The sequence below is a fragment of the Chryseobacterium luteum genome (assembly GCF_000737785.1).
In the GTDB taxonomy this organism is placed as follows: domain Bacteria; phylum Bacteroidota; class Bacteroidia; order Flavobacteriales; family Weeksellaceae; genus Chryseobacterium; species Chryseobacterium luteum.
In genome coordinates this window covers 30,367-47,058 of record NZ_JPRO01000003.1, presented here as the reverse complement: position 1 = coordinate 47,058, position 16,692 = coordinate 30,367, and the positions used below count along the sequence as shown (strand labels likewise).

Here is a 16,692-nt window from a genome sequence, read left to right as displayed (position 1 = left end):
ATGAAAATATCCGTAATTATTCCCGTTTATAATGCTGAAGAATATGTGTCACAGGCCGTAGAATCGGCTCTTCAGTTTGAAGAAGTATATGAAGTTGTCTTAGTTGAAGATAAATCGCCGGATAACGCCCTTCAGGTTTGTCAGAAATTAGCTGAACAATACGGCAGGGTTAAGCTTTACCAGCATCCTGACAAAGGAAATCATGGCGCCGGAGCTTCCAGAAATTTAGGTATGGAGAAGGCAACCGGGGATTTCATTGCATTTCTGGACGCGGATGATTATTATTTGCCCAACAGGTTCGATGCGGAAAGGGAACTTTTCAAAAATCCTGAAGTGGAAGGCGTGTATGGAGCAATAGGAGTAAAATATTATTCGGAGAAAGCCAGAGAACAGTACTACCCTATTTATAAAGACAAACTGGATACTGTATACGAAAAAACGAATCCTGAGGATGTTTATATGGGACTGATAAGTTTGCGGGGCTCTTTCGGGTTCATTCACCTGGATACTTTAACCTTAAGAAAATCTTCCCTGTCTAAAATGGACAGGTTTTTTGAGACTTCTCTCAGACTTCATCAGGATTCGGAAATCACCATAAGATTCGCCTATTACCTTAAGCTTTATACGGGTATTAATGATAAAGCTATTGCGTTAAGAGGGGTGCATGAAAATAACAGGATCACAAAAGTAGATTCAGGGAAAATAAACCCTGCAAAAACGCGTGTTTTACTTTGGAGAGAATTAAATAAATGGGCTGAAAATGAGAAAACCGTTCCTGATCATGTAAAACTTCACATCAAAAGAATGCTCCGCAGTTTCGAGATCGCCGTCGCTCCGGCTTTCAAAAAATGGGGAATGATCGCAAAATACCTGATTACAGATTATCCGGGCATCCGTTCGGGCTTATTCAATATTAATTTCAGGAAAAATCTATTTTAACATCTTCTTATCCAGAAGAATAGAATCGGCAATCCGGGCAGTAAATACTTTTCCAGACTCTTTGTACATATGGTTTCCGTCCGTATAGATGTACTGATCGTATTGTGAAGAAAAGTCAAAAAATTTCACCTTCTTTTTTTGGGCAATAGATCCTATAATTTGATTAAAATCAGGGGAAAATGCATTTTCTATATCCATAATTCCCTTAAATCCGGGAATTCTGACAATATAAACCGTTCCTTTAGTGTCAAGATATTGAATGATGTCTTCCAGGGCATCCAGCCTGTAACGGGATATTTTCTGATTGGCTGCAAATTCTTTGTACTGGGTTATTTTGCTGGCTTCTCTTTTTCTTAAATCGGCAGGATTGATGTCAACCGTTACTTCCATCCACCCGTTTTTATGCAGATACGTATTGGATCTTCCCACTGCTTCCCTGTCGTTGTAGATATTAAACCAGCTTTTGGGAAAATGCTTTAAAAGGTATTCGTAATTGGGTGCCATGTCGTAAAAATGCATATCTGCCAGCGCGGAAGTATTCTCGGTATATTCTTTCGCATCTTTTACGTCTTTACCGGTGGATACATTCCACGGATCAACAGTCAGGATGAAGATGCCATCCTTTGTGCCAGGGTGAAGCTTTTTCTTTATTGCTTCAAGATAGATCTGCCCGTAAGGTGATTCGGTAAGGTTGAGGGAAAAATTATCAAATTTTCTATCTTTCAACTTCCCGTCTAAAACATCAGGAACCAAAGCCTGGGAACCGCGGGAATCTCCCAAGATCATATTGGAAGGCTTGGGACCTGTAAAATGTCTGTAATTATCATCCGTATTACCGTCTGCATAGCTTCCCAGCCACAATAAAACAGCAGCAACGGCAACAATATAAAAGGATATTTTAAATAAAAACTTTTTCATATCAGAACTGTTCATAGATGAAACTACTATTACCAAACACACCGAAATACAAGATCATGAAAATAAGAAATACGTAAAAAAGTCTTCTCGTAACAGGCCTGAACCTGCTGATTTCAAGACCGTGTTCCTGATCTTTATTCAGCCAGTCTATCAATATTACAATTCCTATTAATCCTAAAATCTTAATCTTAATAAATTCCGGAACTGAAAAAACAGAGAGACTGAAAATCCTTCCGTACATTCCCAATGCGTCTTTAAGTGTTGGCGCAACGAACAGTACCAAAGCAAAACAGACCATTGCCATTGTCAGTATGATATTCCCCAATTCCTGAAATGTAGGAACAGACTTTGAAAACTTTTTCTTCTTGTTCAGCTTATTATTTAAAATCAAAGGGATATAATAAAGCCCGTGAAGCAGACCAAACAGCACAAAAGTAAATCTCGGTCCGTGCCAGGCTCCTATTAATATAAAGTTTAAAATAATGGCGGCAATGAGTCCCTTCTTCTCATAATCCCTGAACTGAATGACCAAAGGAGTAAAAACATACTCCGTCAGCCATGAAGTCAGCGAAATATGCCACTTTCTCCAGTATTCTGCGATGTTCTGCGCAAACAGGGGGAAGGCAAAGTTTCTCGTTATTTTAAATCCTAAAAGCCGGGCAAAACCAATGGCCATATCGGAATATCCGGAAAAATCCGCATACATTTCAAAAAGGAATAAGATCATCCCGAAAGCAACCGTGCTCCCTGAAAGATGATCATAGTTTTGAAATATTTCCTGAGTAACCGGTGTAATACTGTTGGCAACAACTAATTTTTTAAATGCTCCCAAAAGAATCTGCCTTACAGCATCTGAGCTGTTTTCCAGGGTAAAAATCCGTTCTTTCTTTAATTGTGGCAGTAACAATCCTGCCTTATCAATAGGCCCAGAAGTCATGCTCGGAAAGAAGGCAATGTAATTAAAAAACGCCAGTACATCGGTCTCTGCTTTCAGCTTATTATTCTTAATATCGAGCAGATAACTTATCATTCTAAACGTATAAAAGCTGATTCCCAAAGGAAGAATTATCGTTAGGGTAAGTGTACTTTTAATATGAAATAACTGCGCAAAAGAATCTATGAAGAAATTAAAATACTTAAAATAAAACAGGGTTCCAATGGAGAAAAGAAGCCCTAAGTTTACCAGTAGTTTCTTCCTCTGAGGAGTCTTGCTTTCTGAAATTTTCAACCCTAAATAATAACTGACAGCTGAACTTATGATCAAAAGCACCAAAAACCGCCAGTCCCAGTTGGCATAAAATACATAGCTGGCTAACAATAAAAAGATATTCTGAGCTTTAAGCTTTTTACCTAAAACCCACCAATACACAGCAAAAACAACTGAGAAAAAAAGAATGAATACTAATGATGTAAACTGCATTAGTTACTGTTTAAAAGTTCAACAATTCCATAAGAAAGCATCAGGAAAGCTACTTTCCGGTTATTAAAAAGAACAGCTTCTTTGGGAGGGGAAATAAGCATTCCTCCGCTTTGTGTAAGATGTTCTATAGCCTTATCAATATCTTCAACTTCGTAGCAGATATGATAATATGAAATTCTCTTTTTCAAAAGATTTTCTACAGGCTTTCCGGAAACAAACTCAATATTTAAGCCATCTTCCACGGTAACCATGCAAAGTTCTGCCTGCTGGTTAGGATCAAAAACAACAGGAGTTTCTTCAATAATTGTATGCAGCTGTCTGATATTTTGGAGTTCTGCCTGTATATCTTTACAGGCAACCCCAACATGATGAAATTTCATTACAGCTTTGAATCTATAGAATCAGCCATTTCACCTACGTTATTCCACCCCTGAATTTCAGAAGAAGTAAAACGGATTCCGAAAGCCTTTTCCACGGCAACAATTAACTGAATATGGGAAAGGGAATCCCATTCTTCAACATCATCGGCTGTAGTTTCAGTGTTTAATACAATTTCTTCATTGTCCAATTCGTCACGGAAGACCTTGGTAAGCTTAGATAAAATTTCGTTTTTATTCATGTTTTTATTTAATTTTTATTAATAATATATACTTCTTTTGGCTGGTATTCACTGACGTTCAGTATCCATTGTCCATTATGTTCTGTAAATCCTAATCTTTCATAATGATCCTTTACCATCTGGTTCTTTGCGGTAGGAAGGTATTCTCCCACAACATTTTTGAATCCGTGCTTTTTGGCCGTTTCCACAATGGTATTCAGGGTAAAATCTTCCATCCCTCTTTTAAGGACACGGCAGCTCATCAGCCAGGTATCTATAAAAAGAGTTTCCGGATCTTTCTTTTCCAGAACCACCACACAGATCAACCCGTTATCACCATATTTATCTTCCAAAGTGAAAGAAACAGTGTGGTGTTCTTCAGAATTGATCAGGTTTTCCACGTCCTGTTCCGTGTACCTTACCGTTCTTAAATTAAACTGGTTGGAACGCTGGGTCAGCTGTGAAACTCTCGGCTTTGAAAAGCTGTCGAAAGATTTCACGTCAGAAACCATATTCATGCTTTTCAGAAAATCTGTTACGTTGGTAAAACTGTCCAGATCAACCGCTCTCTGTGCTTCCACCTGGTATTGTTTCGTTCGCTCCGCATCATTTTGCGAGAAGCTGGAGGTTTCAAAAAGATTCAGGCCATATAAATATTCCAGATATTCTGCCGGATCTTCAGGTAGTTCAGGGACGCAGACTTCCGGAAGATTTTCCCGTACAATATTTCTTTCAAACGGGTTGTCGTCAAGAAACACCATGGAATCCAATCCGATATTCAGAATGCTTTGGATCTTTCTGATATTATCCGCTTTATTATCCCAATTAGCCACAAAAACGGCAATATCGTCCAGCTTAAGGACCATATCCGGATGCTTTTCAAAAGGTTCCTTAGCCTTATCTTCATCATTCTTGCTGCAAACAGCCAGGATCACCCCTCTTCTCTGAAGTGCTTTGATCCAATACTGAAATTCGGTAAAGGCTTTTCCTATTCCCAGACTTCCTACCTGGATCTTTTCCAGACCGTCATCACCAATGATACCGCCCCAGGTTGTATTATCCAGATCCAGGATCAGACATTTCTTAAACTTCCCTTCCAGAGAAGAAATAATCCCTGTAATATGGTGGGCAACAATCGGAAGAGCATCCAGTGAAATCACCATTTCCGTGTTGATATAAATGTTTGGAGAAAACATAAAGTCTCTTCCCCATTTATTCTGTATTGAAAGGAGATCTGCAATAAAAAAATTATCATTTCTGATCGCCAGTTCCGCCGAAAGCAGATAATTCAGCTTATTCAGCTGGAAAACAAAAGAAGATTCTACCTTGTTGGAAAAGTTTCCAAAGATCTGATTATTGATCATCGGGAAATTACAGTAAATCAGCCTGCTTTTAGTCCTGTCCTGAATCGTTCTGTAAAGGTCCCGGATATAGGAAATCTTATTTTCCGCAAAAGTATTCTGCGTATCGTAAGATTTATAATATTGGCTTAATAATTTATGAGAAGACTCAAAGATGATCGTATAGTCTGCATTGAACTCATAATATTCTGAGGCAGGATCCAGGATCTGCCGGGAAATCTGGCCGAAATCCGCTTCAAAAATTTCAAATTCAAAGCCTTCATTCACAGCAGTTCCCCTCAAAGCAACATTGAGAAATTGTGTCGCCGTGTCGCCCAGTAATGCCACCCTGACCTTCTTAAGCTGAGGGATGTCTCTGCGGAGCCCTTTTTTCAGTTCCGAAAACGTTTTGTACATGAATTTTTATTTTATTAAAAAATGAATGTACCGGGTTCCATTTCAGTCAGGTCTGTGTTATTCCATTTAAAGGTTTCCGTAAGCGACGGATCTTCAGCATATAGATATGCAGTATATGGGTTGGGAACATTCGTGTTTTTTTTCATTGTGTTTTGTTTGCTGCAAAAATAAAGATTTTATCTGATATTTACTTTTTTAAGATAATCTCTGAGCGGTTTTTCAATAAATTGATAAAACAGCATCGAAGTAATGATAAGAACAGCCAGGTAAATCCAGAACACGCTGTTAATATCAGGTTTATAATTTTGCCATTTCAGAATCTCCCTCAGGATATACAGAATGGGGATATGCGTAATATAGACGGCATAACTTGCTTCGCCCAGGTATTCCAGCGGTTTCAAGGCGAAAATTTTTGTCACCAGCCCGTTATTCCATGAGATAAAAACAATCAGCGGAATAAAAAGCACTGCCATAAGCCCGTTATGATAAAAAAGCGGAACAAAGATCAGCGAAAGCATAACAGCTGCAAAGATCAGGACCACAGGAATATCATAATTCTTCTGCTTAAAATTGTTCACAAAAAACAGTCCGGCAAGATTTCCCACTAAAAATTCGCTTACATGCATCAGCGGGAAATAATACAGCAGCTCATGGCTTTCCGTATGCGGCCCTTTATAAGACGGTGAAGCTTCATAAAGATGCGAAAATACCTGGGTAATAATCCACAGCACGATGCCCGCTACCCAAATGCTTTTATTGTTTTTGGAGTAAAAATAATTGTACAGCACCGGGAAAATCAGATAAAACAGAAATTCCACGGAAATAGACCATCCCGGAAAATTCAGGATCATGGCCTTACCCGGAATCCAGCTCTGAAGCCCTAACAGATACAAAAAAACATTCGTAATACTGAAGTTTGAATACCTGGTCACCAGATAAAGCAGCAGTCCCACCACATACAGCGGATAGATCCTTGCAAACCTGTTCTTATAATACTCTAAATAGTTGATTTTCTCTTTTTTATGATAGGCTACAATCATAATGAAACCTGAGAGGATAAAAAAATAGCTCACCCCAACATTGGCTTTTAAAAAGATAGCTGAAATATAATCGGTCTTATAGACAAACATATCTTTATTAAAATGAGAAATAACGATAGCTATAGCGGCAAGGAATCGGGTAAAGGTTATCTGGCTTATCTTCATTCACAAAAACTGTTCAACAGCCTTACAATATTTTTAGTCATTATAAAAAGCAGAGGTTTTCAATAAAGCAATTTTATACTCATGAAAAACAAACAGATACATCGCGCTCTAAAAATTACTTAACAAAAACGCCGATATACTTTCCTTCGTATTCCACCACGGTGGTCTCTATATTGTTTTTCTCACAGAAATCCTGGTAAGCAGAATTGTCACCAATATCATCACTGATAAAGACACCTCCTTTTTTCAGATGCTTATACAGCTCGTCATATGCCCACATTCTTCCGTTATAACTCTTATCGGAATCATAATGAAGAACATCAAAAACTGAATTTTCAGCAAAAATTTTCGGAAGCGATTCTTTATCTGCAAAACGGAACAGTTTCCAGCTGTTTTTAAGGTTTTGAGGAACGACGTAACCTACATACTGATCTCCGTCCTGTGCCAGGTAAGGCATATCTGAACTGTACAGCGTTCCGTTTCTTTTCGCCAGAGACAGAAGGGAAGCCAGTGACGACCATCCGTAAGCAACTCCTGTTTCCACTACATGCTTTGCATTGGCAAATTCACATGCATAATAGATCAACTCTAAAGCTCCCGGACCGCCCATTTTTACAGGACATTCTTTTTCCCGCTGCTCTGCTGTCTTCAGGATTTCAGCATAATCACTGCGGAAAGCACTGATTTCAAGACCGAATAGTTTTAAAACAGCCTCCTCCTGGGAAATTGCTTTTCCGGCAGCCCAGGAATTCGTTTTTTCCTTGCCTTTGAAGGCATTGCCCCTGTTGACTGTATTTTTAATGATTTTCCTGCCCAGTTCCGGGTAAAGATCGGGTCTTTTCAGATACCCTATAAATGTTTTGAGAACTCTTGTTATTTCACTCACTGTGTTGTCTTTAATACCGCAAAAATAAATATTTTTTTCTCATTTATCTAAAAACAGGTTATATTTGTGATACTCAAATGAAATGAAAAAATAAAAGTCTCGATATGTTCTACAGTTTTTTCGAAAAAATCTACAGAAAACAGCAGCTTTCTATCCTGAAAAAAAATCCTAAAGTATTTTTTGAAAATATCAGAATAGGAATGGGCGGACGCTTTGTTCTTGACAAGGATTTAAAAAAGGTAAGTATTGGAAAATCTGTTGAATTCAGAAACTATACCTGTGTTTTGGTTATGAAAGATGCCTATTTGGAAATAGGTGACCGCTTTTTCATGAATAACTTCTGCTCGATCAACTGCCTGGAGCATATTTCAATCGGCGAAAACACTTTGTTTGGTGAAAATGTCAGACTGTATGATCACAACCATGCTTATGAAACCTCTCCGGCATTCAAGGTTCATCCATCAAAATTTACAACAGCTCCTATCAAAATAGGCAGCAACTGCTGGCTGGGAAGCAACGTTACGGTGCTGAAAGGGGTAACGATAGGCGACAACTGCATTATCGGAGCAGGATGTACAATATATAAAGACATTCCGGCCAATACACGGGTTGTCAATAAACAGGATTTAGTATTCAATTCTCTTTAAATTCAGATGAAATTTTCCATACTTATCGCCCACTACAATAATGCTGTGCTTTTTAAAGACTGCCACAGTTCATTACTTGCACAAACCTATAAAAACTGGGAAGCTGTCATCCTGGATGATGCCTCGTCTGAAGGAGAGAAAGAACAGATCAAAGCCATCATTGCAGGAGATGAGCGGTTTAGGTTTTTCGAAAATGAAAAAAACTCGGGTGTCGGCATCACCAAAAGCAAGCTTATTGAACTGGCTTCCGGAGAGATCTGCGGTTTTGTGGACCCGGATGACGCCATTCTTCCTGATGCTGTTGAAAAAGCAGTAGCCATATTTACCCGGAAAAAAAATGTAGTGCTGGCTTATTCAAGATTAATGAGCTGTGACAAAGATCTGAAACCTATTGCTCCTTTTAAATCTGCCATGCAGGTTCAGAATAAAGATCCGTATTTCTTTAATTATCCTATTCAGATCGCTCATTTTGTAACGTTCAGAAAGGACATTTATGAACAGACGGAAAAAATGAATCCGGAACTGAAGATATCGGAAGACCAGGACCTGTATTTAAAAATGTATGAAAAAGGGGACGTTTATTTCATCAACGATACCAACTATCTTTACAGAACTCACACGGGAGGAATATCCCAGAATGAAAATAAGCAGAAGTCCTACGGGTATTTTGCCCAGGTGGTCTTTAATGCTATGAAAAGAAGAAATATCAAAAGTATTAATGGAATGAAGGTTCCGGAAGCTTATCCCGGTCAACAGGAAATTTTTAAACTTTTGGAATATCAGAATTCAGTTCCATATAGGATAAAAAGAAAAATCTCTATTACTTTGCAAAAACTTTTCAGGTAATGCCAGCAGAAAATCAGAAAATAAAAGTCCTTTTCAGGCACCGCTCTATGGAAATGGGCGGCGTGGAAAAAGTGATCCTCAGTATTCTTCACAATCTTAATCCTGAAAAATTTGACATCACGGTCTGTCTGAATCTGAATCAGGGTGAGCTTAGAAATGAATTCCCGGAACATGTTAAAAAAGTATATTTTACCGATGGAAAGGAAGATTTCTCTAAAAATCCACTGATCCATAAACTGCAGCTGGTTCGCAGAAGGCTGAAGCTTTCCAGCGCTTTGAGAAGCCATAAAATCTCTGACCACCTTCTAGGAAATAAAAAATTCGATATTGAGATCGCTCCTACTTATTCAGCATTTTCATCTGTCATCAAGTCCAGCAACAAAGCCTCAAAGAAAGTAGGTTGGTTTCATTCCGAGATCAATGTCCCTACTTTGCAGCCACTGGTTCCTGATATTCTTGACAATTTCCCGCAGTTTGACCACATGATTTACTGTTCACAGAAAATCAAGGACCTGATGCACAAATATTATCCGGAGCTGAAATATCCTGAAGAAAGTGTGGTGATCAACGCTATTCCTATAGACGAAATCAAGAGAAAAGCGCAGGAAAAGATAGAACCGCTTCCCGAAGGACCTGTTTTTGTTTCGGTAGGACGTCTTCACAACAGAAAAGGATACCATAAACTGATTGATGCCCACAAAAAATTGATTGATGAAGGTTTTCACCATACCATTATAGTCATAGGCAGCGGTGAAGAAATGAAAAATCTTACCGAGCAGATCCGTACCAATAATGTTCAGGATACATTTATTCTGATCGGTAACAGAATGAATCCCTATCCTTACGTAAAAAATGCAGATTATTTCATTATGCCTTCCGAATCTGAGGCGTGGCCGTTAGTAATTGCCGAGGCCCTTATTCTTCAGAAGCCTATCATTGCTACCGATACGGGAGATGTAGGTGTGATGATCAAAGACAGGGAAACCGGCTACCTCATCAATTACGAAAAGGATGAGATGTATGCTGCGATGAAGACTTTTCTGACGGACCCGGAGCTTATTGCCCGAATAAGAAAAAACCTGGAAACCATAGAGGACCAGTTTGATAATCAGAAAATCTTTGATGCGGTGGAAGGAATTCTTGAAGATCTTTACCGGAAAAATTAATGGGCGGAATATCCTCCGTCTACCACAAGGTTGGATCCCGTAATCCATTTTGAAGCATCTGAAAGCAGGAAAATGCATGCGTTGGCCACATCTTCAGGCTCGCCTATTCCCAGCGGATGTTTTTTAAGAATCTCTTCTGCGGCATCTTCACCAATGTTTTCAAACATTTTTTCCAGTATGGGGGTATTTACCATGGCTGGACTTACACTATTCACCCTGATTCCGCTTCTTGAAAGTTCCATAGCCAGAGAGCGCGCTCCGGAAACTACAGCACCTTTACTGGCTGAATAAGCAGCTTTTCCTATTTCGCCCACCATTCCGGCTACTGAGGAAATGAAGACAAAACTGGAAGTTTCGTTTTTATATTTTTTCAGGGATAAAATTTTGGCAATTTCAAAGCCTGAGATCACATTGACTGCAAAGATATCTGTGTAGAGCTGGGGAGTATGCTTTTTCAGCGGAAGGGTTTTTTCTATTCCCGCGCAGTGGATAAATCCAGATATCTTACCTGAAACTGCTACTTTTTCAGCGATCAGGTCTTCAAGATTTTCAATTCCGGTGATATCTGCAATAATGGTTTCGGCTTTGGTATCCGGAGCCAACATGGATACTGTCTTCTTCAGTTCTTCTTCGTTTCTGGCAATAAGAATAAGGTCTGCCCCGCTTTTGCTGCATTCTACAGAACAGCTTCTCCCGATACCGGAAGAAGCGCCTGTAATAAGAATTGTTCTATCTTTTAAAGAAAACTGGTTCATTAATCTTCAAAGTTTTCTTTACCAATAGCATTCATAAGATCAGAAACGGTTTCTATATCTTTAAAATGCTTGGTGTCAATTTTCTTATCGAAATTTTCATCAACAAATGCAATAACGGAAAGCAGGCTGATAGAATCATAGCTTTCCAGCTGTTTCAGGTTGGTTTCAGTTGTCAGGGTTTCGTCTTCTTCTAATTCTTCTTGTAATTTCTCTAAAAAAACGGATGTCTTCATATATTTTTATTTTACAACATTATGTTACTACTTAAAATTTCATCACGGTTGCTCCCCAGGAATATCCTACTCCGAAACCAGCCATTAAGACCCGGTCTCCTTCCTTCAGCATTCCTTTATCCATCATATTTTTCAGGGCGATAGGAATGGTTGCGGAAACTGTATTTCCCGTGTTTTCCATGTCAATATAAAACTTTTCTGCTGGTATTTTGGTCTTTTTCCTTAAATAATTCAGCATAAAAGAATTGGCCTGGTGGAAAACAAAATGATCGATATCATCCATCGTCAGCCCGTTTGTTTCCAAAGTTTCTTTTACCAGTCCCGGAATATTTTCAATGGTGAAATTAAAAATTTCGGGTCCGTTCATGTAAAGATTTTCCGGCTCAAAATCATTTTCCGGATTGAGCTCAAAATCTTTTTTGAAAGCTCCTTTCTTTACAATAAGATTTTCGGCTCCGCTTCCGTCTGTACCGAGGCAGAACTGGTAACCTTCAGCATTTTCATCCTTCTCTACAATCACCGATGCGGATGCATCCCCGAATATACTTCGGTTGGCCTTATCTTTTGGGTTGATATGCTTGGTATAGGTTTCTGATGTGATCAGTAAAATACTTTTCGCAATACCGGCTGCTGCTAATCCTTTAGCAAAAGCCAGTCCATAAACGAATCCGGAACAGCCAAGATTAAAATCCATTGCTCCTATATTTCTTCTAAGGCCCAGTCTGTCCTGAAGGATACAGGCAGTAGTGGGAAGAAAATAATCCGGACTTTGGGTACAGAAAAGAATAAAATCTACTTTATTCCTGTCATAATTTTCGAAAATTTTTTCGGAAGATTTTACGGCAAGTTCCAAAACGGTCTCGCTGTCCGAAGAAATATGGCGCTGCCTGATGCCTACTTTCTCGTGAATTCTATCGGAGCTCCATTCAGGGAATTCTTTCTCAAGATCCTCATTTGTAAGAACCTTCTCAGGCAAATAATATTCTATTTTGGAAACTTTTATCATATAAATTCTTTTTCTTTGCAAAAGTAAAAAACAAATTCACAATAATGATGTTCATATTCAGAATCGTATTAAAAATACATTCCGTCTATCATGCTTTTCTCAACAAGGCCAGCCTTGAGGCAGCAAAATACCGCGGTATGAAGGTCGGGAAAAATTTCAATATGCCCGACAAAGTTTATTTCGGAACAGAGCCTTACCTGATTGAAATCGGAAATGATGTAAATATTGCTGCCGGGGTAAGATTTGTTAACCACGGCGGTACCACTACCCTCCTGAGAAAACTTCCCGGTTATGAGAATGCAAGGATCTTCGGAAGAATAAAAATCGGCAACAACAGCACAATCGGAATCAACTGTGTTATCACCCATGATGTACAAATCGGAAACAACTGTATTTTGGGAGCCAATTCTGTTTTGTCCCAGTCTATGCCTGATAATACGGTATTTATTGGTAATCCCGCACAGTTTCTGTGTACCATAGAAGATTATGGCGATATTGTTTTAAAAAGCAGCCCGGAATATCCCAGGGAACTGGAAAAGGACAGAAAAAAACTGGACGAATATATTAAGGCCAATCTCCCTTATAAATTCAAAAAGGCCAGAAGAATAAAATAACACCGCAAATGACCCGAAAAATTTTATTTATATACTATCAGAATATCAAGCCCGGCGGCGTAGCTAAAGTGCTCTCTAATCTCACCTCAGAACTCACAGAGCAGAACTATGACATTGAAATACTCTTTCTGATGGCTCCCCACAAGGATTTTTATCCTATCCATCCCAAAATAAAAAAGCATTATATTGATTCTTTTGCCAACAAACATTCGAGATTTGCAACTTCCATTTATAAGAAATTCAACAAAGTTCCTAAAATCTACAATATCTATTCTTACCTGTATGATTTCGGTTCTTATAAGACTTTAAAGGAATGGATAAAGGAAAACCACCACAATTACGACACTATCGTTTCCTGCTGGTATAAAATTTCCTCCATGCTTTCTTTAGACAGGGAAATCAGTAAAAAGACTATTGCCTGGGAACATATGAGCTATACATCAGGAGGCCTATTCTGGAATAAAGGCTTAAGGCGCTACTACAAAAATTTAAGAACAGTTGTAAGCACCAATATTCCCGGCGAAAAATATTATAAGGAGATTAATAAAAATTCACTGACTATTTATAATCTCATGGACAATGAGGTTGAAACCCAAAGCTACATCGAGCCTGACCGAAAGAAGAATATTATTTCCGTGGTAGCAAGACTTGATCCGGAGAAAAATATAAGTGAATTCATTGATATCATTTCTAAAACCCATCTGCCCGAAGACTGGAAAGTAGTTATCATAGGAAGCGGCCGGGAGGAAAAACGAATTCAGCAGGAGGTTATTGATAAGAACCTTACCTCAAAGATTGAGCTTTTAGGAAACAGAAGCATGGAAGAGGTATACCAGATCCTTATGTCTTCAAAAATCAACTGCCTTACCTCTACTGAAGAAGCGCTGCCTACGATACTGATACAGGCTATGTTCTTTTCCAATATCCTGATTGCCTATGACTGTAATTACGGACCTTCTGATATTATTAATAAAAAAAACGGTTTTCTCATTCCGCTTCATGATAAAGATAAATTTATACAGGAACTTGAAACGCTGGTGCACGATGAAAATAGATTAAACTCTCTTATAAAATCTTCTTACGAAGAAACTCACAAATGGAAGAAAGAAAAAATAACACAGCAATGGAAACAGATTCTTTAGAGTTATCCATTATCATTCCTGTCTACAACACACCTTTAAAGTATGTAAAAGAATGCCTGGAAAGCATCGATCAGGCTCAGATCCGTTATTCCTACGAAGTTATTATTGTTAACGACGGATCTACAGATAATGAACTACTGGGTTTTCTGAAAGAATATAAGAATCCTCACACCGTAATAATTCATAAAGAAAACTCAGGAGTTTCCGCCAGCAGGAATATGGGTTTGAAGCAGGCAAAAGGTAGTTTTTTATTGTGTCTGGATTCAGATGACCGTTTATTACCGGCCATCAGTGATGGGATCAGCTATCTTAATAATCATACAAATTATGATGTTTTATACTGTGATCTTCAGTTTTTCGGGGACACAGAATTCCTGCATAAGAAATGTGAATTTTCTAAATTCCAGCTTATGTACGTCAGCAATATGCTTACTCCCTCTTCCACATTATTCAGTAAGAAATTAATTTCCAAAATATTATTTAATGAAAGTCTTTCTTATTCGGAGGACAGGGATTTTTTTTCAAGAGCAGCAAGTTCAGGCTTTCAGTTCAAACATTTTAAAAAGCCTTTTTGCCTTTACAGAAGGGTTTTCAACAGCCAGTCTCTTTCGCAGAAGAATATTGGAATGAAAAATGAGGTGGAATCTTTTATAAAATCACAATTCGATGCCCACCGGGAGATTACGCAGGAAGAAGTCAACAAATATGTCATTAACAATTTCACTGCTCATAAAAAACATATTATTAAACTCCTGTTAATAATATTTTTCCCATCTTTATTCAGTTATTTTGTATCCAAAGGATTTTATAAAAACAATATCGTAACCGACTAATAGTTTATGTCACAAAAAAAGAAAGTTCTTATTCGTATAGGTTCTCTCCGGCATGGCGGTGCAGAAAAAGTTCTCATCAACTTTCTCAAAAACCTCCCTGAGGACAAATATGAAATAGACCTGCTGATCAATCTCTACACAGGAATGTACATCCAGGAAGTTCCGTCATGGGTGAATCTGCATTATCTCCTTAAAGGGGAAATGATAACCACCAACAGACCTCACGAAATTCCGGTGAAAGCATTCAGGGTGCTTTATCAGAAAATGTTCCTGTGGTTTCCGGGGCTTCTGTATAGGTTCGTTCTGAAAAATAAAAAATACGATGTAGAAATAGCGGCTATCCATGGTATGTATAGAGAGCTGCTTTCCAGTCCACAGAAAGATTCAAAAAAAATTATCTGGATACAGAATGATATTTTTAATCTGAAAGAATATACGCCGGACGTGATCAGACAGCTTTTCAGGTTTGACAGAATACTGGTAATTTCCAATAAGCTGAAAGAAGAAATGCAAAAGGCTGCCCAAAATGAAAGAGAGAAACAGGCGGTTATTAAAATCTTTAACCCGATCGATAAGGATGATACTTTAAGTAAAGCCAATACGGCCATCAATGATTATCCTTTTTCCAACACCATCCCCACTTTTATTACTATTGGAACGGTTTATCCGCAGAAAGGCTACGACAGGCTTATTGATGTGCATAAAAAACTGATCGGTGAGGGATTGAAGCATCAGATCATCATTATTGGTGATGGTTTTGATTTTGAGAATATCCAGACAAAGCTAAATCAATTAGGTCTTCAGGAGACTGTAAAAATGCTCGGTTTCAGAAGCAATCCCTATCCGTATCTGAAAAAAGCTGAATTTTATGTGATGTCTTCAAGACACGAAGGCTTCCCTACCATTATCGCAGAAGCTTTGATTTTAAATAAACCTATTGTATCCACAGATGTTTCCGGAATAAAAGATCTTCTCCAGGAAGGAAAATTAGGCGTTATCACCCCAAATTCTGAAGAAGGAATTTACGAAGGAATGAAAAAACTCCTTACCGACGCAGAACTTGCCGGCCATTACGAAAAAGAAATCGCCGCGACTGACCTGCCTTTTGTCCTGCAGAAATCTGTAGCAAAGCTTCAGGAAATCATTGATGAACTATAAAAAATTAAAATGAGCTACACTGTCATACAAAAAGATTTTTACAGGGAAAGCGGAAAATGGCTCTCTTCATTTGAGATATGGAAAAAATGTATCAATCCGAATCTGCATTTTATTTATATTTTAAGAAAAGCTCAGAAGTATAACAAAAAGCCTGTTTCAGGGATATTCTGGAAATTTGTTCTCAGACATTATCAGATAAAATATGGGTATCAGATTTATCCCGACACGGAAATAGGGGAAGGCTTTTATTTGGGGCACTGGGGAAGTCTGGTGATCAATCCTAAAGCTAAAATCGGGAAAAACTGTAATATTGCACAAGGGGTAACGATCGGCCAGCAAAACCGGGGGAAGTTCCAGGGCTTCCCTACAATCGGTGATGAAGTATGGATAGGGCCCAATGCCGTGATTGTAGGTGGAATTACTATTGGAAGCAATGTTTTAATTGCACCCAATTCGTATGTAAATTTTGATGTTCCCGCCAATTCTGTAGTGGTTGGGAATCCCGGCAAAATTTACCCAACAGAAAGCGCTACAGAAGGTTATATCAATAATAAAATATAAAAACCCTT

The 16,692-nt window shown here is 38.4% G+C and carries 20 protein-coding genes; 9 read left to right on the top strand and 11 right to left on the bottom strand.

What is annotated here, in order from left to right; genetic code table 11:
* Entirely contained in the window at positions 1 to 939 is a 939-nt protein-coding gene (locus IX38_RS05410; RefSeq protein ID WP_034702649.1) for a glycosyltransferase family 2 protein, read from the top strand.
* On the opposite strand, the gene IX38_RS05405 is transcribed toward IX38_RS05410, so the two are convergent.
* The 8 genes from IX38_RS05405 to IX38_RS05375 all read right to left on the bottom strand — a co-directional run bounded on the left by IX38_RS05405 (position 931) and on the right by IX38_RS05375 (position 7,723).
* Positions 931 to 1,857, bottom strand: coding sequence for a hypothetical protein (locus IX38_RS05405; RefSeq protein ID WP_228377915.1), 927 nt, complete (start codon positions 1,855 to 1,857; stop codon positions 931 to 933). The genes IX38_RS05410 and IX38_RS05405 overlap by 9 nt on opposite strands.
* A gap of 1 nt (position 1,858) precedes the next feature.
* A complete protein-coding gene (locus IX38_RS05400) occupies positions 1,859 to 3,277 on the bottom strand; it encodes an MBOAT family O-acyltransferase (protein ID WP_034702644.1) in 1,419 nt (472 codons plus the stop codon).
* The gene (locus IX38_RS05395) at positions 3,277 to 3,657 is read right to left on the bottom strand and encodes a VOC family protein (RefSeq protein ID WP_034702642.1); all 381 of its coding nucleotides are present in this window, start codon (positions 3,655 to 3,657) and stop codon (positions 3,277 to 3,279) included. Before IX38_RS05395 ends, IX38_RS05400 begins: the two co-directional genes overlap by 1 nt.
* Positions 3,657 to 3,896 (bottom strand): acyl carrier protein, encoded by a 240-nt coding sequence (locus IX38_RS05390; RefSeq protein WP_034702640.1) that lies wholly within the window; start codon positions 3,894 to 3,896, stop codon positions 3,657 to 3,659. The genes IX38_RS05395 and IX38_RS05390 overlap by 1 nt, the downstream gene beginning before the upstream one ends.
* Before the next feature lie 8 nt (positions 3,897 to 3,904).
* Positions 3,905 to 5,632, bottom strand: a complete 1,728-nt coding sequence (locus IX38_RS05385) for an HAD-IIIC family phosphatase (protein WP_034702637.1) — start codon at positions 5,630 to 5,632, stop codon at positions 3,905 to 3,907.
* Between the two features lie 14 nt (positions 5,633 to 5,646).
* Complete coding sequence (locus tag IX38_RS23335; RefSeq protein ID WP_262483436.1) at positions 5,647 to 5,778, bottom strand: hypothetical protein; 132 nt, start codon at positions 5,776 to 5,778, stop codon at positions 5,647 to 5,649.
* A 30-nt stretch (positions 5,779 to 5,808) separates the two neighbouring features.
* Positions 5,809 to 6,837, bottom strand: a complete 1,029-nt coding sequence (locus tag IX38_RS05380; protein WP_034702635.1) for an acyltransferase family protein — start codon at positions 6,835 to 6,837, stop codon at positions 5,809 to 5,811.
* Between the two features lie 115 nt (positions 6,838 to 6,952).
* A complete protein-coding gene (locus IX38_RS05375) occupies positions 6,953 to 7,723 on the bottom strand; it encodes a class I SAM-dependent methyltransferase (protein ID WP_034702632.1) in 771 nt (256 codons plus the stop codon).
* A gap of 104 nt (positions 7,724 to 7,827) precedes the next feature.
* On the opposite strand from IX38_RS05375, the gene IX38_RS05370 reads away from it, so the two are divergent.
* The 3 genes from IX38_RS05370 to IX38_RS05360 are packed head-to-tail and all read left to right on the top strand — an operon-like array spanning position 7,828 to position 10,382.
* Complete coding sequence (locus tag IX38_RS05370; protein ID WP_051884498.1) at positions 7,828 to 8,370, top strand: acyltransferase; 543 nt, start codon at positions 7,828 to 7,830, stop codon at positions 8,368 to 8,370.
* Between the two features lie 6 nt (positions 8,371 to 8,376).
* On the top strand, positions 8,377 to 9,216 hold the full coding sequence (locus IX38_RS05365) for a glycosyltransferase family 2 protein (RefSeq protein WP_034702628.1): 840 nt from the start codon (positions 8,377 to 8,379) through the stop codon (positions 9,214 to 9,216).
* The gene (locus IX38_RS05360; protein WP_034702627.1) at positions 9,216 to 10,382 is read left to right on the top strand and encodes a glycosyltransferase; all 1,167 of its coding nucleotides are present in this window, start codon (positions 9,216 to 9,218) and stop codon (positions 10,380 to 10,382) included. Before IX38_RS05365 ends, IX38_RS05360 begins: the two co-directional genes overlap by 1 nt.
* Here IX38_RS05360 and IX38_RS05355 read toward each other — a convergent pair.
* The 3 genes from IX38_RS05355 to IX38_RS05345 are packed head-to-tail and all read right to left on the bottom strand — an operon-like array spanning position 10,379 to position 12,376.
* A complete protein-coding gene (locus IX38_RS05355) occupies positions 10,379 to 11,137 on the bottom strand; it encodes an SDR family NAD(P)-dependent oxidoreductase (RefSeq protein WP_034702625.1) in 759 nt (252 codons plus the stop codon). The genes IX38_RS05360 and IX38_RS05355 overlap by 4 nt on opposite strands.
* Entirely contained in the window at positions 11,137 to 11,370 is a 234-nt protein-coding gene (locus tag IX38_RS05350; RefSeq protein ID WP_034702624.1) for a phosphopantetheine-binding protein, read from the bottom strand. The genes IX38_RS05355 and IX38_RS05350 overlap by 1 nt, the downstream gene beginning before the upstream one ends.
* A 31-nt stretch (positions 11,371 to 11,401) precedes the next feature.
* The gene (locus IX38_RS05345; protein ID WP_034702621.1) at positions 11,402 to 12,376 is read right to left on the bottom strand and encodes a 3-oxoacyl-ACP synthase III family protein; all 975 of its coding nucleotides are present in this window, start codon (positions 12,374 to 12,376) and stop codon (positions 11,402 to 11,404) included.
* A 44-nt stretch (positions 12,377 to 12,420) separates the two neighbouring features.
* Between IX38_RS05345 and IX38_RS05340 the strand changes: the two genes are divergently transcribed.
* The 5 genes from IX38_RS05340 to IX38_RS05320 are packed head-to-tail and all read left to right on the top strand — an operon-like array spanning position 12,421 to position 16,684.
* The gene (locus IX38_RS05340; protein WP_051884495.1) at positions 12,421 to 12,990 is read left to right on the top strand and encodes an acyltransferase; all 570 of its coding nucleotides are present in this window, start codon (positions 12,421 to 12,423) and stop codon (positions 12,988 to 12,990) included.
* 8 nt (positions 12,991 to 12,998) lie between these two features.
* On the top strand, positions 12,999 to 14,132 hold the full coding sequence (locus tag IX38_RS05335; RefSeq protein ID WP_034702620.1) for a glycosyltransferase: 1,134 nt from the start codon (positions 12,999 to 13,001) through the stop codon (positions 14,130 to 14,132).
* Positions 14,087 to 14,965 (top strand): glycosyltransferase family 2 protein, encoded by an 879-nt coding sequence (locus tag IX38_RS05330; protein WP_034702618.1) that lies wholly within the window; start codon positions 14,087 to 14,089, stop codon positions 14,963 to 14,965. The genes IX38_RS05335 and IX38_RS05330 overlap by 46 nt, the downstream gene beginning before the upstream one ends.
* 6 nt (positions 14,966 to 14,971) lie before the next feature.
* On the top strand, positions 14,972 to 16,123 hold the full coding sequence (locus IX38_RS05325; RefSeq protein WP_034702616.1) for a glycosyltransferase: 1,152 nt from the start codon (positions 14,972 to 14,974) through the stop codon (positions 16,121 to 16,123).
* A gap of 9 nt (positions 16,124 to 16,132) precedes the next feature.
* Positions 16,133 to 16,684, top strand: coding sequence for a serine O-acetyltransferase (locus tag IX38_RS05320; RefSeq protein WP_034702614.1), 552 nt, complete (start codon positions 16,133 to 16,135; stop codon positions 16,682 to 16,684).
* Positions 16,685 to 16,692: the final 8 nt, after the last annotated feature.

Bases quoted from the DNA above. Each gene is read 5' to 3' on its own strand.
- IX38_RS23335 (WP_262483436.1), bottom strand. From the start codon at position 5,778: ATGAAAAAAAACACGAATGTTCCCAACCCATATACTGCATATCTATAT.
- IX38_RS05365 (WP_034702628.1), top strand. From the start codon at position 8,377: ATGAAATTTTCCATACTTATCGCCCACTACAATAATGCTGTGCTTTTT.
- IX38_RS05350 (WP_034702624.1), bottom strand. From the start codon at position 11,370: ATGAAGACATCCGTTTTTTTAGAGAAATTACAAGAAGAATTAGAAGAA.
- IX38_RS05380 (WP_034702635.1), bottom strand. From the start codon at position 6,837: ATGAAGATAAGCCAGATAACCTTTACCCGATTCCTTGCCGCTATAGCT.
- IX38_RS05400 (WP_034702644.1), bottom strand. From the start codon at position 3,277: ATGCAGTTTACATCATTAGTATTCATTCTTTTTTTCTCAGTTGTTTTT.
- IX38_RS05355 (WP_034702625.1), bottom strand. From the start codon at position 11,137: ATGAACCAGTTTTCTTTAAAAGATAGAACAATTCTTATTACAGGCGCT.
- IX38_RS05370 (WP_051884498.1), top strand. From the start codon at position 7,828: ATGTTCTACAGTTTTTTCGAAAAAATCTACAGAAAACAGCAGCTTTCT.
- IX38_RS05320 (WP_034702614.1), top strand. From the start codon at position 16,133: ATGAGCTACACTGTCATACAAAAAGATTTTTACAGGGAAAGCGGAAAA.
- IX38_RS05410 (WP_034702649.1), top strand. From the start codon at position 1: ATGAAAATATCCGTAATTATTCCCGTTTATAATGCTGAAGAATATGTG.
- IX38_RS05340 (WP_051884495.1), top strand. From the start codon at position 12,421: ATGATGTTCATATTCAGAATCGTATTAAAAATACATTCCGTCTATCAT.
- IX38_RS05330 (WP_034702618.1), top strand. From the start codon at position 14,087: ATGGAAGAAAGAAAAAATAACACAGCAATGGAAACAGATTCTTTAGAG.
- IX38_RS05390 (WP_034702640.1), bottom strand. From the start codon at position 3,896: ATGAATAAAAACGAAATTTTATCTAAGCTTACCAAGGTCTTCCGTGAC.
- IX38_RS05345 (WP_034702621.1), bottom strand. From the start codon at position 12,376: ATGATAAAAGTTTCCAAAATAGAATATTATTTGCCTGAGAAGGTTCTT.
- IX38_RS05325 (WP_034702616.1), top strand. From the start codon at position 14,972: ATGTCACAAAAAAAGAAAGTTCTTATTCGTATAGGTTCTCTCCGGCAT.
- IX38_RS05395 (WP_034702642.1), bottom strand. From the start codon at position 3,657: ATGAAATTTCATCATGTTGGGGTTGCCTGTAAAGATATACAGGCAGAA.
- IX38_RS05360 (WP_034702627.1), top strand. From the start codon at position 9,216: ATGCCAGCAGAAAATCAGAAAATAAAAGTCCTTTTCAGGCACCGCTCT.
- IX38_RS05385 (WP_034702637.1), bottom strand. From the start codon at position 5,632: ATGTACAAAACGTTTTCGGAACTGAAAAAAGGGCTCCGCAGAGACATC.
- IX38_RS05405 (WP_228377915.1), bottom strand. From the start codon at position 1,857: ATGAAAAAGTTTTTATTTAAAATATCCTTTTATATTGTTGCCGTTGCT.
- IX38_RS05335 (WP_034702620.1), top strand. From the start codon at position 12,999: ATGACCCGAAAAATTTTATTTATATACTATCAGAATATCAAGCCCGGC.